This is a genomic window from Longimicrobium sp. (assembly GCF_036387355.1).
Taxonomy (GTDB): domain Bacteria; phylum Gemmatimonadota; class Gemmatimonadetes; order Longimicrobiales; family Longimicrobiaceae; genus Longimicrobium.
Genome location: NZ_DASVTX010000011.1, coordinates 1 through 13,408 on the forward strand (window position 1 = coordinate 1; position 13,408 = coordinate 13,408).

General features: G+C 70.0%; 13 protein-coding genes. 12 read left to right on the top strand and 1 reads right to left on the bottom strand.

From position 1 onward, the window contains the following. The 7 genes from VF665_RS00620 to VF665_RS00650 form a co-directional block, all read left to right on the top strand. Positions 1 to 602: energy transducer TonB (locus tag VF665_RS00620; RefSeq protein WP_331051457.1), on the top strand; the 602-nt coding region annotated here is incomplete at its 5' end. A gap of 119 nt (positions 603 to 721) precedes the next feature. Further along, positions 722 to 1,420: an energy transducer TonB gene (locus tag VF665_RS00625; RefSeq protein WP_331051458.1), complete on the top strand. Its 699-nt coding sequence runs from the start codon at positions 722 to 724 to the stop codon at positions 1,418 to 1,420. 268 nt (positions 1,421 to 1,688) lie between these two features. After that, on the top strand, positions 1,689 to 2,354 hold the full coding sequence (locus VF665_RS00630) for an exopolysaccharide biosynthesis protein (protein WP_331051459.1): 666 nt from the start codon (positions 1,689 to 1,691) through the stop codon (positions 2,352 to 2,354). 199 nt (positions 2,355 to 2,553) lie between these two features. Next, positions 2,554 to 4,098 carry an acyl-CoA carboxylase subunit beta gene (locus VF665_RS00635; RefSeq protein ID WP_414677896.1) on the top strand — a complete coding sequence of 515 codons (1,545 nt, stop codon included), beginning with the start codon at positions 2,554 to 2,556 and terminating at the stop codon, positions 4,096 to 4,098. Between the two features lie 428 nt (positions 4,099 to 4,526). Next, positions 4,527 to 5,006, top strand: coding sequence for a DUF3990 domain-containing protein (locus VF665_RS00640; RefSeq protein ID WP_331051461.1), 480 nt, complete (start codon positions 4,527 to 4,529; stop codon positions 5,004 to 5,006). Beyond that, entirely contained in the window at positions 4,988 to 5,305 is a 318-nt protein-coding gene (locus VF665_RS00645; protein ID WP_331051462.1) for a hypothetical protein, read from the top strand. The genes VF665_RS00640 and VF665_RS00645 overlap by 19 nt, the downstream gene beginning before the upstream one ends. Positions 5,306 to 5,672: 367 nt before the next feature. Then, a complete protein-coding gene (locus VF665_RS00650; protein ID WP_331051463.1) occupies positions 5,673 to 6,563 on the top strand; it encodes a murein L,D-transpeptidase catalytic domain-containing protein in 891 nt (296 codons plus the stop codon). Between the two features lie 210 nt (positions 6,564 to 6,773). Here the strand turns inward: VF665_RS00650 and VF665_RS00655 are convergent, their stop codons facing one another. Then, positions 6,774 to 8,579 carry a glycoside hydrolase family 3 protein gene (locus VF665_RS00655; protein WP_331051464.1) on the bottom strand — a complete coding sequence of 602 codons (1,806 nt, stop codon included), beginning with the start codon at positions 8,577 to 8,579 and terminating at the stop codon, positions 6,774 to 6,776. Between the two features lie 348 nt (positions 8,580 to 8,927). Between VF665_RS00655 and VF665_RS00660 the strand changes: the two genes are divergently transcribed. The 5 genes from VF665_RS00660 to VF665_RS00680 form a co-directional block, all read left to right on the top strand. Then, positions 8,928 to 9,143 carry a KTSC domain-containing protein gene (locus tag VF665_RS00660; protein ID WP_331051465.1) on the top strand — a complete coding sequence of 72 codons (216 nt, stop codon included), beginning with the start codon at positions 8,928 to 8,930 and terminating at the stop codon, positions 9,141 to 9,143. Positions 9,144 to 9,275: 132 nt separating this feature from the next. Further along, complete coding sequence (locus tag VF665_RS00665) at positions 9,276 to 10,058, top strand: DUF5995 family protein (protein ID WP_331051466.1); 783 nt, start codon at positions 9,276 to 9,278, stop codon at positions 10,056 to 10,058. 34 nt (positions 10,059 to 10,092) lie between these two features. Continuing rightward, positions 10,093 to 11,298: a hypothetical protein gene (locus tag VF665_RS00670; protein WP_331051467.1), complete on the top strand. Its 1,206-nt coding sequence runs from the start codon at positions 10,093 to 10,095 to the stop codon at positions 11,296 to 11,298. Between the two features lie 377 nt (positions 11,299 to 11,675). Continuing rightward, positions 11,676 to 12,509, top strand: a complete 834-nt coding sequence (locus VF665_RS00675) for a murein L,D-transpeptidase catalytic domain-containing protein (RefSeq protein WP_331051468.1) — start codon at positions 11,676 to 11,678, stop codon at positions 12,507 to 12,509. A 229-nt stretch (positions 12,510 to 12,738) separates the two neighbouring features. Further along, positions 12,739 to 13,408: hypothetical protein (locus VF665_RS00680; protein WP_331051469.1), on the top strand; the 670-nt coding region annotated here is incomplete at its 3' end.

A 13,408-nucleotide genomic window follows, 5' to 3' on the forward strand; every position in this document is an offset into this window, starting at 1 on the left:
GCTATCCGGAGTCGCTCAAGGCCGCGGGCGTGTCGGGAACCGTGCGCGTGTCCATGATCGTCGGCATCGACGGGGCTCCCCGCGACCTCACGGTCATCTCGTCGGCGGATTCCGCGTTTGATGCGCCGACGCTGGCCGCCGTGCGCATCCTGCGGTTTTCTCCCGCCCTGGTGGACAGCCAGGCGGTGGACGTTCGCGTGGACCTTCCCGTGGTCTGGCAGGCCGACCCCGCGCCCGAGGCGGTGGCCGCCGCGTACGCCAGGGCCGCAGCGATGGAAGCCGACACCATGAAGGTGGTTCCCCTGCAGGACGTGACGGAACAGCCGCGCCTTTTGAACCAGCACGCGCTGATGCGTGCCATGGAGCGGGCCTACCCTGCCGACGCCCGCCGCGAGGGTGTGCAGGCCTACGTGCTCGTTCGCATGCACATCGGCGTCGACGGGATTCCGCGCGCGATCTCCATTGTGACCAACACGGACGAACGCTTTGCCGAAGCGACCGCGGCCGTGCTCAAGGATACGCGGTTTCGCCCGGCGCAGCTGAACGGGCGCCCCGTTCCCGTGCAGTTCGACGTCCCCATTCAGTGGATGGTGGCGCAGTGATGATCCTCCCCGTCCCCCGTGCTCTTCGCCCCATGATCAAGCGGATCGTGCGGACCGCCGCCTGCGCGGGTGCGTTCGCCTTTGCCCCCGCCGCCGCGTAGCAGGCGCCCGCGGGCCAGGTGTACGAGCTGCGCGGCGTGGAAGTCGCGCCGCGCCCGCTGAACGCGGCGGAGATGGCGGCCGCGCTGCAGGCCACGTATCCGACCGCGCTCAAGGCCGCGGGGGTGTCGGGAACCGTGCGCGTGTCGATGGTCGTGGGCGCGGACGGCGTGCCGCGTGAACCCCGCGTGCTGGAATCCGCCGACACCGCGTTCAACGCGCCCACGCTGGCCGCCGTGCAGACGCTCCGCTTCAGCCCCGCGGAACTGAACGACCAGCCGGTGAACGTCCGCGTGGAACTGCCCGTGGTGTGGCAGGCTCCGGCACCGGAGGAGGCGCCGGCGCCAGGCGGGTCCGCCACCCCCGGCGTGCTGGAACTCGCCGCCGCCGAAACGCCGCCCGAGCCGGTGAATGTGCGCGACCTGATGGACTCGCTGGAGAAGACCTACCCCACCGCGCTGCGGAACGCGGGCACCTCCGGGCTGGTGCGGGTGCGGTTCGTCGTGGGAACGAATGGCACATCGAGCGGGATCACCGTTCTGCAGAGCACGGACCCTGCCTTCAACGAAGCCACCATCCTTTCCGTGAGCCGGCTTCGGTGGAGGCCGGCACGGCTGAACGGCCGCCCGGTCGCCGTCTGGGTGGAACTCCCCATTCAGTGGCAGTCCCATGGGTGCTTCGGGCACGACCGCATCACCGGGCTGAGCGCGTGTCCCTGAGTGCTGTACCACGTGGCTCCCGGGATGGCCTTCAGCACCCATCCCTTGTTCCGCCGTGAGCGGGTGAGTGGAACGCGGGGCGGGCCGACGACGGCTCGCCCCGCTCCGCTTTGCGCTACCAGCGGGACGGCCGCGGCTCCGCGATCCATAACCTGGGTGGATGAGTCGCAGCCGAAACCCGTATTTGTGCTTATCGGAACGGGGCGTTAGGCTTGCCCGTCGGAAGAGCGCGACCTGCGCACGTGCGTGCCCCCGTCCCGTGATCGACATGGATTCCGAAAGGCCCGAACCACCGCGCCCCCGCGGCACCGGCGCGCTGCTGCGCCACGCGCTGATGGAGATGGAGCGGGCGTACGAGACTGCCGGGCGCGCCACCCTGCGCGACCTGCTGCGCCCGCTGGGCACGCGGCAGACGGCGCTGGGCGCGGCACTGCTGGCCCTCCCTTTTCTGTCTCCCGTAAGCCTGGGGCCCATCACCACCCCGGCCAGCCTGCTCATTGCGCTCCTAGGCGTGCGGATGCTGCGCCGCCGCGACGACGCGCCCGTTCCCGAGCGGCTTCTGCGCGTGCAGGTCCCGCGCTCCGTCCACACGGTGATGGTCGCCATGCTGCAGCGCGTGTCGCACTGGGCCGACCGCGGGCGCGGCGCACGCAGGTCGCCGTGGGTGCGGGGAACCGCGGGGCGGCGGCTCTGCGGGGCGGGCGTCCTCGCGGGCGCGCTGCTGCTGGCCGTTCCCGTGCCGCTCCTCCCGCTCACCAACACCCTTCCCGCGGCCGGCATCATCCTCTTTGTCCTGGGGTGGACCAACCAGGACCTTCGCTTGACGCGGTACGGGATGGGCGCCCTGGCGGGCTCGCTCCTGCTGTTCGCCACGCTGGGGGCCGCGGCGGCGACGGCGGGGTGGGCCGCCGTGCAGGCGCTGCTTCCGGGCTGACGGCCGGGCGGAGCCGCGCCCACGGCACGCACGTCCGGGGGTGATGGAGGAGGGCGGCCGGCTGAGCCGCCCTTCCTGCGTTTTCCGGAATGCGTGCGGGATGGCGCGCGGGCTGTTAGATTGGCCGCCTTTCCGGACCCGGGGCACGGGTTCGTGGCACGTTCACCAGCAGAGCACGGGCGGCGCGTCCACTATGTCGATGCGGGAAAAGCTGGAGAAGCTGGAAGAGCTGCGCCGGCAGGCGGAGCTGGGCGGCGGCGAAAAGCGCATCAAGGCCCAGCACGAGCGCGGCAAGCTGACCGCGCGCGAGCGCCTGGACGTGCTGCTGGACGAGGGCTCGTTCGTGGAACTGGACCGGTTCGTGGTCCACCGCGCCAGCGGCTTCGGGCTGGAAAACGAGCGGTACCTGGGCGACGGCGTCGTTACCGGGTACGGCACCATTCTGGGGCGCCTGGTCTACGTCTTTTCGCAGGACTTCACCGTCTTTGGCGGCTCGCTCAGCGAGGCGCACGCGGAAAAGATCGTCAAGATCATGGACCTGGCCATCCGCAACGGGGCGCCCGTCATCGGGCTCAACGACAGCGGCGGCGCGCGCATCCAGGAAGGCGTGGTGTCGCTGGGCGGCTACGCCGACATCTTCCTTCGCAACACCCTGGCGTCCGGCGTGGTGCCGCAGATTTCGGCCATCCTGGGGCCGTGCGCGGGCGGCGCGGTGTACAGCCCGGCCATCACCGACTTCATCTACATGGTGCAGGGCTCCAGCTACATGTTCGTCACGGGGCCCAACGTGGTAAAGACGGTGACGCACGAGGACGTCACCATGGAGGAGTTGGGCGGCGCGGCCACGCACGCGGCCAGGAGCGGCGTAGCGCACTTTGCCGTCAAGAGCGAGGTGGAGTGCCTGCACCGCATTCGCCACCTGTTCGAGTTCATCCCCAGCAACAACGCCGACGACGCGCCCCGCAAGCCCACGGACGACCCGTTCGACCGGGCGGACGAGGAGCTGCTGGACCTGGTGCCCGACCATCCCAACAAGCCGTACGACATGCACGACGTCATCCGCCGCGTGGTGGATGACGGCGAGTTCTACGAGGTGCACGCGGACTTTGCGGGGAACATCCTGGTCGGCTTTGCGCACGTGGGCGGGCACAGCGTGGGGATCGTGGCCAACCAGCCGGCCGTGCTGGCCGGAGTGCTGGACATCGACGCCTCGGTAAAGGCCGCGCGCTTCGTGCGGTTCTGCGACTGTTTCAACATCCCGCTGCTCACGTTCGAGGACGTGCCCGGCTTCCTTCCCGGCGTTACGCAGGAGCACGGCGGCATCATCCGCCACGGCGCCAAGCTGCTGTTCGCCTTCTGCGAGGCCACGGTGCCCAAGGTGACCATCATCACCCGCAAGGCGTACGGCGGCGCGTACGACGTCATGAGCAGCAAGCACATCCGCGGCGACATCAACTACGCGTGGCCCACGGCCGAAATCGCGGTGATGGGGGCCAAGGGCGCGGTGGAGATCCTGTACCGCCGCGAGATCAGCGGCGCGGCGGACCCGGCGGCGGAAGCGGCGGCCAAGCAGGCGGACTACGAGCAGCGCTTCGCCAACCCGTTCGCCGCGGCCGCGCGCGGCTACGTGGACGACGTGATCGATCCGCGCGAAACCCGCGCCCGCGTCATCAGCGCGTTCGACATGCTGCAGAACAAGCGGGACAACAATCCGCCCAAGAAGCATGCGAATATTCCGCTGTAGGGGAAGACGTGCGGAGTACTGAGTGCGTGAGTGCTGGGTGCGTGAGTGCGTTGGATGGATGAAAGGCGGGCCGTTCTCCGAGGGGAGAGCGGCCCGCCTGTTCGTTCGCGGATGATGGAGGGGCGGCTACAGTGTTGGCGCGGCTTGGCGCACGCGTGCGGCGGCCTAGCGGGGCGCGGTACTTCCTGAGCGCGCTGCAACCAATCGCGCAGGTGATCCCTTTTTGCCGAACGCGCGCAAGCCCTGGGCTGTCCCCCGCCCGGAGAGCACCTCCGTGACCGGCCGTGCCGCACCGGATGTCCTCTTTGGACCACATTTCGCCGTAAACTGCGTCTGGTGAGCTTGAGGTCGTCCCGTGTTCGCCCCTGTTACCCCGACCCCGGACCATGCTTTTTCCACCGCCGCCGTGGACCCATGCCCCGATCAGATTGTACCATGGAACCGTCCTGAGCGACGCGGAGGAGATCGTCGCCGCCGGGGTGGACATACGGCGAGGCAGAACACGAACGGACTTCGGTGCCGGGTTCTACACGACCACGCTGGCGCGCCAGGCAAAGAGTTGGGCCTATCAGCGCGCACAGGGAACCCGGGCGGGGCAGGCGGCCGTCGTTGCGTTCGACGTCGACCGGGAGCGATTCGGAACGTTGGCGACGCTCCCGTTCGTGCGCGGGGACTTTGACGCGGAAGACTTCTGGAGCCTGGTCGTCCACTGCCGCACCGGAGGAGGCCGTCATGGCTTTCCGGGACGCGCGGATGGCATGTATGACGCGGTTGCGGGGCCTGTGGCCTTTCTGTGCCAGCAGCGTCTTACGATCCAGGGCGTTGACCAGATCAGCTTTCATACGCGCGCCGCGCAGGACGTGCTGAACTCAGGCCGGAGAACGATCACTTGGACATCGAACCGCTGAAGGACGCTTTCTGGGCGATCGTCGCCGATTGCCTGCGACATTTTCACGGGATGGATACGTTGGCCGCGGAAAGGGCCGCCGCTTCCTTGCGGACGCGGCTGGAGACACCGTCCGCCCACGACGAACCGCCCGCCGGCTACGACGCCGATATCCTGTATCACAACGAGCCGTTCTACATGGCCTGCGACATCACCGGGCGGGAATTGGACCTGGAAAGCCGCCGCGCCGAGTACGACCGCATCGCGCATGTCCGGTACGCAGTCGCGGAGCACGCGGCGATGGCCGGGGTTGTGGCGTAGCGCTGATCCGCCGCAACCGCCTTGGGGAACGGGGCCGCTCGCCGCAGGAGCCGGGCGGCCTTTCCGTATCCATCTCCCGACCCCACAGTCGCAACGGATCCGGGAACCAGCGCATCCTGCGGATTGACATATACTTAGGGATCGCCTAGATTATAGGCACAACGAAACAACACGATGACATGCGGCGCGGGCCGCGACGGCGCTCGATGGATGGCGCATTCGCGACACCTGCTTTCGCGCGGGCCCCGGCCCGCCACCGTTTCTCAATCTGGCGCCCCTGAGACCTTGCGTGCGGGGGCGTACGCGCTTGCGAACTGAATCGGAAACCGGGCCCGCACGGCCGGTTCCGCGAAAGGGAACCGCGACAATGAAGCGTGACAACCTGCTGATGATCGCCGCCGCCGCCCTGACCGTCGGCGTGACCGGCGCCCTGGCGAACGAAGCGGCGCGTCCGCACCCGGTTGCCTCCCCGGCGGCGCACATGAGCGCCAAGGCGGCCCCGGTTGCGCAGGCTCCCGCCGCCGTTCCGCAGCCCATGGCTCTGCAGGCCGCGCGCGCCGTGCTGAACGGCGTGGGCGTGGAAAGCGGCGCCCGCCTCACCAAGGTGCAGTCCGCCGTCAACACGCTGGCCCGCGGCGTCAAGCGCCAGAGCGACCCCAACGCGCTCACGCTGGCCGTGCAGGCATACTACAGCTACAAGACGGCCCACCCGGACGAGGTGCGCAAGCCGTACCTGTACTTTGTGGACTACGGCCTGGACAGCCGCACGCCGCGCGGCTACGTGTTCGACATGCAGCAGCTCAAGGTGGTGGAGGGGCCGTTCATGGTGGCGCACGGCCGCGGCAGCGCCGCGCCCAGCGAGGGCCGCCCGTCGCGCTTCAGCAACCGCAACGGCAGCAACGCCACGTCGCTGGGGCTGTACCTGGCCCAGGAGACGTACCGGTTCACCGGCAAGACGGGCGGCCGCCGCTACTCGTCGGTGGGGCTGCGCCTGAAGGGGCTGTCGGGCTCGTACAACAGCAAGGCCCGCGCGCGCGGCGTGGTGGCGCACGGCGCCCCGTACGTGACGGCGTCGCGTGCCGGCCGCAGCGAGGGCTGCCCGGCGGTGGAGCCGGCGCGCGCCCAGCGCCTGCTGCCCAAGATCGCCAACGGCGGCCTGGTGTTCCTGTTCAGCCCGCTGGACCGCACCTGGATGCGCCAGGACCCGTGGGCCAACGGCGACCTGGGCAGCCTGGACCAGCTGGCCAGCGCCGAGTAACCACGCGCGCTTCCCAAAGCACGAAGCCCCGCCGAGGATTCCGTTCCTCGGCGGGGCTTTTTCGTATCCCTGAGTGTAATAACCGCGTCTCTCACTGCGGTCCGGAGGGCGGCAGAAGCGGACACTCGCGGAGTCGCGGCAAAACCTACGAGTCGGGGCTCCGAGGGGCCTCTGTTCCTATTCCCTATTCCCTATTCCCTATTCCCTGCTTCATTGCCCCAGCACGATCCCCTCGCCCAGCCGGTGATGCGGCGGAAGCGACACGGGAAGGTGCCCGGGCGTCCCCGCCTGCCCCAGCAGCGATCGGCCCGCCGCGCTTTCGGCGGATTCGCCCACGTCCCACGCCAGCAGATACCCGGGGACGGCGGGAAAGGCGTCCAACAGGTACGGGCTTCCCAGCGACACCACGATCACCTTGCGCCCAGACGCCGCTACCGACTGCACCCACGGCCCGAACCCGCCCGAAAGCCCCAGCCCCTGGTACTGCACCGGCACCACCGCCACGCTCACCACCACAACGTCCGCCTGCGCCGCGCGCGCCGTCAGCCGCGCAAAGGTGGATGCCGGGGTGGATGCGCCCACGCGCACGAATTCCGAGCCCGCCGTGCCCGCCGCCAGCACGCGCTGCAGCACGCTCCCCGACGGGCTGCCGCCGCGGTTGGAGTAGGTGACGTGCAGCACCCGCGCCCCCCGCGCAAGGGGGACGAGGCCGCCGCGGTTGCGGACGAGCGTCATGGAGCGCGCGGCCACCGAATCCGCCAGCGCCACGTGCGCCGCCGCGCCGGTGACGGACTCGGCCGCGGCGGGGTCCACCCGGGCCGCACGGTGCAGCCCGGCGGCGGCCTTGGCCGTCAGCACGCGCCGCGCCGCCTCGTCAATGCGCGCGCGGGGGATGCGCCCGGACTCCACCGCGGCGACGATCCCGTCGATCACCGCGGTGTGCTCCGGCGGCTGCAGCAGCGCGTCGGCGCCCGCCAGCAGCGAGCGGATGCTCGCCTCGGTGACGCTGATGCCCTGCGTGGCCCCCTGCATGTTCAGCGCGTCCGTGAACACGATCCCGCGAAAGTTCAACTCCCCGCGCAGCATCTGCTGCACCAGGCGGGGGGACTGCGACGCGGGCGGCGCGTTCGCCCCCTCCACCCCCGGCGCGGCGATGTGCCCCGCCAGCACGCCGTCCATCCCTGCGCGGATCCCCGCCTCGAACGGCACGAACTCCACCCGCCGCAGCCGCGCCGCGTCCGCGTCAATGCTTACCAGCCCCACGTGCGAGTCCGCGTGCGTGTCGCCGTGCCCCGGGTAGTGCTTGCCCACGGTGAGCAGGTCGCCCTGCCGCGCGCCGGCCACCCACGCGGCGGACAGGCGTGCCACGGCGTCGGGCGACTCGCCGAACGAGCGGATGTTGATGATGGGGTTCCGCGGATTCCCGTTCACGTCCATGATGGGCCCCAGCGTCATCTGGATCCCCACCGCGCGCGCCTCCAGCCCGGTGACGCGCCCGGCCTCGCGCGCCAGCGCCGTGTCCCCCGCCGCGCCGAACGCCATGGCCGGCGGCATGCGCGTGCCGCCGGGGGTAAGGCGCACGCCGGGCCCGGTCTCCAGGTCCGAAACGATGAGCAGCGGCACGGGTGCGCGGGCCTGGGCGGCGTTCAGCTTGGCCGCCGTGGCGCCGGGCGAGCCGGTGGAGATGATGAATCCGCCCACCTCGTCGCGGGTGACGGAGGCGAGCATCCGCTCCATCTCCTCCGGGTTCTGCGTGGCCGACCGCCCGCTGATCCACGGAAAGACGAGCTGCGCCACCCGCTGCCGCAGCGTCATGCCGGCCAGCGTGCCGTCCACCCAGGCCCGGCCTTGGGCGTCCGTCTGCAGCGGTTGCACGGCGGGCGCCGCCTGCACGGGCATGTCGCGCGGTGCCGGCGCGCTGTCTCCCTGCACCGCGTGCGCGCCCGCGCCCGGCGACGAGCACGCCGCCATCGCCATCACCGCCAGCCATCCACCCACCCCACGCAGCGTCAGCAACTCGCCCTCACGTTCTGGTAAACCGCGTCTGTGCGCCCCGGCCGTCCTGCAAACCGGTGGCCGGAACCGGCGGATCTCCGCTCCTCGGGATGATGGCCTTCCCTCCCCCGATCCGCCAGCGCCCCCATTTGCCGCCGCGAAGGTTCCCTCAGCGCGCCTCCTGCCGATCTCGTTCGTCCGCCGTGCGCTTGAAAGAAACTGTCTGCGGATGCGCTTCTCCCCCCGTCAGCACCAGCCTGCGACGGACGGTACCCCAACGGATTTGTGCGGATACTCAGCGGCACGGGATGTGATCACTTCGTTTACTTGTGTACCCGGATGCTGACAATCCTGACACGAGTGCGAAGCATGACACGCATCCCGATGGACAGCTCCAGCATCGCTTCCGTGGGCTACGAGCCCGAGAAGCGCCTGCTGGAAGTGGAGTTCGTTACGGGGAGGCTGTACGAATACGCGCAGGTGCCGGAACCCATCTTCCGCGGCCTGCAGGAGGCGGAATCGGCGGGAAGGTTCTTTTCCACGCACATTCGCTCGGCGGGGTTCCCGTATCGCAAGCTGGCGTGATCCGTGGGGCGCCGGCGAGGTGTGGTGGGGAGGCGAACATCGCGCGGTCATGTCGGCAGGGTTGCGGATGCCAATCGCAATCCGCCAGCTTGCCGGCCTTCTTCGTCGCCCGCCACGACCGTTCCGCTTCTCATGAACACCACAGTATCCGCCACCGCTGCGCTGCCCACGAGCATCGACGAGGTGCTGGTGCGCCTGAACGGCATCCTGGACAACGCCCTGCGCCAGGGCGCGCGCATCGGCTACTTCGCCGCGCTGTACGAGCGCGTGACGACCAACGTGCGGCGCGCGTTGGTGGCGGGGAACATGTTTCAGGACAACGCGCGGATGGAGCGGTTGGACGTGGTGTTCGCCAACCGCTTTCTTGCGGCGTGGAACGAGCACGCATCCGGCGGAACCCCGTCCCGGAGCTGGCGGGCCGCGTTCGCGCTGCTGGACGACCCCGGCCCGCTGGTGGTCCAGCACCTTCTGGTGGGGATGAACGCCCACATCAACCTGGACCTGGGGATCGCCGCCGCGACCGTCGCGCCCGCGCCGGATGAGCTGCAGGCGCTGTGGCCGGACTTCAAGGCCATCAACCAGGTGCTGTCGCGGCTGGTGAAGGTAGTGGAGGACGAACTGGGTGAGGTTTCGCCCCGGCTGGCGCGCATCGAAGAGATCGCGCCGGGGCTGGAGGACCGCGTCTTCGACTTCGGCATCGACGTGGCGCGCGACTTCGCCTGGGCGCTCGCGACGGAGCTTTCGCAAACGCCCCCCGCCGGGTGGAACGCCGTCATAGGCGCGCGAGACGCCATCGTGGCGGACGCGGGCCGGGCGCTGTACCCGCTGCACGGCATTCCCGGCCACGTTCAGAACTGGATCCGCGCCGCCGAAAGCACCGACATCCGCTACAACATCCAGGTCGTGGCGGAGTAACCCGCATGAGCCCCTGCCCCGCGGCAAACGACCGATGAGCGAGTACCAGTACTACGAATTCCGGGCGGTGGACCGGCGGCTGGCGCCGGAGCAGATGCGCGAGTTGCGGGCGGTGTCCACCCGCGCGCGCATCACGCCCTCCAGCTTCGTGAACTCCTACGAGTGGGGCAACTTCAAGGGCGACCGCGCCGCGTGGATGGAGCGCTACTTTGACGCGTTCCTCTACTTCGCCAACTGGGGCGCGCGCCAGATCATGCTGCGCCTTCCCGCCGGCACGCTGAATGACGCCGATGCGGCGCCCTACGCCGCGGGGCACTCGTTCTCCGTGCGCGTGGCGGACGGGGCGCTGATCCTGGATTTTGCGTTCGCGGATGAGGAAGGGGGCGACTGGAAAGAAGACGGAACGGGATGGATGTCGTCCATCCTGCCGCTGCGGGCGGAACTCGCGGCGGGCGACCTGCGCGCGCTGTACCTGGGATGGCTGCTCTGCGCGCAGCAGGGCGACCTGGACGATGACGAGCCGGAGCCCCCCGTGCCGGCGGGGCTGGCGGAACTCTCCCCGGCGCTCACCGCGCTCGCGGGTTTCCTGCGGCTGGATGACGATCTCATCCGCGCCGCGGCGGAGGGCAGCCCGCCCTTTCCCCCCGTGCCGGACGCCGCACAGGTGCGTGCCTGGGTCGCCGCGCTTCCGGACGCGAGGCGCGTAGACCTGCTCACGCGGGTCGCCATGCACGAGGCGGCGCGCGTGCACACGGAACTGGCGCGCGAGCTTGCGCAGGCGCGGCGCTCCGCTGACGGCGCCACCTCCGGCACTCCCCGCACCGTGCGCGAGTTGCTGGACGCTGCGGACGGGATCGCCGCCGCGCGGCACCGCACCGAAACCGAGCGCGCCGCGCGCGAAACCGCGAAGCGCGCCGCCCATGCGGCCGAGGTGCGCGCCCGTCATCTGGACGCCGTGGCGGCCCGGGGCGAATCCGTGTGGCGGCAGATCGAGGACCTCGTCGACAGCAAGAAGCCCGCATCGTACAAGCAGGCGCTGGAACTCATCGCCGACCTGCGGGATCTGGCTGCGCGGGGAGATACGACGGAGGACTTCGACCGCCAAATCGCCGGCCTCCGGATCCGCCATTCCAAGAAGACCACGTTCCTGCAGAAGCTCGGCGAAGCCCTGGAGCCGCAGTCCGCGCCGGGAACGACGGGCCGCCGCACGGGCCTGTTCCTGGGAACGCCCGGCTCCTGAACGGCTCCCTCCGTGCTGCCCGTCCCGTCCGCGGTGAACGGCGCAACAGCGGCAACGCGCGCGAGGAGCGGACCCCGGGCCTAACCGTCCCGGGGTTCTTCCTGTCATGGCGGATCACGGATGACCGTATTGCGTTTCGCCGTACCGCATTGCACATCGCGGTTGACACGCCCGTCCGGAGCAGGCGGGGACTGCGTTTGCGGTGATTTTGCGCCATGCCGTCAAACCCCTTGCGGACGGCCGGACGCCGCTCAATATTGGCGTCACATCCTACATACATGGCCCGCGGCACCCCCCGCTGCCGCGCGGCAACCGTTGGATCTCCCCTCGGCACGAACCCGAGCGCGGCATCGCGCGCGCTCCCGATCCAGAGACCCATGCGCTTTGATCTGTTGATGGCCATCGCCGCCGCCCTGCACCTGGGCGACGCACCCGCGGTTCCCCACACCGCCGTCACCGCCTCTCCCCGCCTCGCGGAATCCGCCACCACCGACACCATTCCCGGCTCTGCCCGCCGCGCCCTGCAGGCCGCGCGCGCCGTTCTGGGCGGCTTCGGGATCGAGAACGCCTCCGCGAACGCCCGCACCAGCGCCGCGCTGAACGCCCTTCGCCACCGCGTGTCGCGCAGCAGCGACCCCGACGCGCTGCGCATGGCGTTTCGCGCGTACTACAACTACAGGGCGGCGCACCCGGAAAATGTCCGCAAGCCGTACCTGTACTTTGTGGATTACGGGCTGGACAGCCGCACGCCGCGGGGATACGTGTTCGACATGGAGCGGCTGCGGGTGGTAGACGGGCCCTTTGCCGTGGCGCACGGCAGCGGATCGGAGCCGCAGCGCACGGGGGTACCGCGCCGGTTCAGCAACCAGTTCGGCAGCCACGCCACCTCGCTCGGCCTGTTTCTGGCGCAGGAAACCTACAACTTCGTGGGCCACGACAGCGGCCGTCCGTACCGCTCCATCGGCCTGCGGCTGACGGGGCTTTCGGGCGTGTTCAACAACACGGCGCGCCAGCGGGGCGTGGTGATGCACGGCGCGCCGTACGTCACGCGCCTAGGCGCCGGCCGCAGCCAGGGGTGCCCCGCGGTGGAGCAGAGCCGCGCGTACTGGCTCATTCCCGAGCTCGCCAACGGCAGCCTGGTGTTCCTGTTCAGCCCGCTGGACCGCGACTGGATGCGCAGCGATCCCTGGGGCGCGGGCGGCCGCGGCTGAGCGCTCTGCGTTCGGCTCCAACGGAAATCGCCCTTCGGCCGCTCTGGCCGGGGGGCGATTGTTTTGCTCGATGGAGAAATCCGTTGGGTGAAAAGCTTGTGCCCGGCGTAATCCCCGGTTCGCCAGAAGCTTTGACGTGGGGACGCCCGCCCCGTAGGTTCCATTTCCTGCCTGTCCTCATTTGGAGAACCAGCCATCCCGCCCAGGGCTGAACCTTCAGTGCATCGTGATGAGCGAAGATGATCTGACGGTCTTTCCCGTGGTGCGCGGGGCGGACGACGAGAGCCGGGCCGCAAGGCTCGCGGACGCGGCGGCGGGGATTACGCGGCGCCTCGCGGGCGAGGCGGAACGCGCGGCGAGCCTCGGGGCCGGCGCGGCGCGCGGGATCGGGGCGCGTGCCCAGCGAATCCGCGTGCCCGAAGATCCGGACGTGATCCTGGCATCCCCCTCGTTCACGCCCCTCCCCGGGCACCTGCCCGCGACGGAAATGCTGAGCGTTGCGTGGCAGGCCGATGCGCTCGTCGGCCTGTCCGCGATGGGTGTGACCGTGTGGGAGAAGGAGATCGTAAGCGTCACCCGGTCCGTTTTTCACGACGGACCGGGGCACCAGGCGGTCAGCCGCCGCCTGTTCGGCGCGGACTACGACGCCATCCACCGGTGGATCGACACCGTCCCGGGCAGCGGAATTCGCGGCGGCGGCATTGTCCATCGTCTGCAGCACGGGCACGATCTGGCAGCCGCGCAGCAACTGTACGTGGAGCACGGTCTTCCCGGCCTGCTGGTGTGGATGCAGCACATGGGGCAGGACATCGCCACGCCCACGGGCATTCCCCTGCCTATCGGCGCGCCCACGCTGGCCGGCTGGCTGGTGGATGCCGGGTACGCGACACCCGGCAAGG

Excerpts from the sequence above, each read along its gene's own strand:
- VF665_RS00630 (WP_331051459.1), top strand. The coding sequence starts at position 1,689 with ATGGATTCCGAAAGGCCCGAACCACCGCGCCCCCGCGGCACCGGCGCG.
- VF665_RS00635 (WP_414677896.1), top strand. The coding sequence starts at position 2,554 with ATGCGGGAAAAGCTGGAGAAGCTGGAAGAGCTGCGCCGGCAGGCGGAG.
- VF665_RS00650 (WP_331051463.1), top strand. The coding sequence starts at position 5,673 with ATGAAGCGTGACAACCTGCTGATGATCGCCGCCGCCGCCCTGACCGTC.
- VF665_RS00660 (WP_331051465.1), top strand. The coding sequence starts at position 8,928 with ATGACACGCATCCCGATGGACAGCTCCAGCATCGCTTCCGTGGGCTAC.
- VF665_RS00665 (WP_331051466.1), top strand. The coding sequence starts at position 9,276 with ATGAACACCACAGTATCCGCCACCGCTGCGCTGCCCACGAGCATCGAC.
- VF665_RS00670 (WP_331051467.1), top strand. The coding sequence starts at position 10,093 with ATGAGCGAGTACCAGTACTACGAATTCCGGGCGGTGGACCGGCGGCTG.
- VF665_RS00675 (WP_331051468.1), top strand. The coding sequence starts at position 11,676 with ATGCGCTTTGATCTGTTGATGGCCATCGCCGCCGCCCTGCACCTGGGC.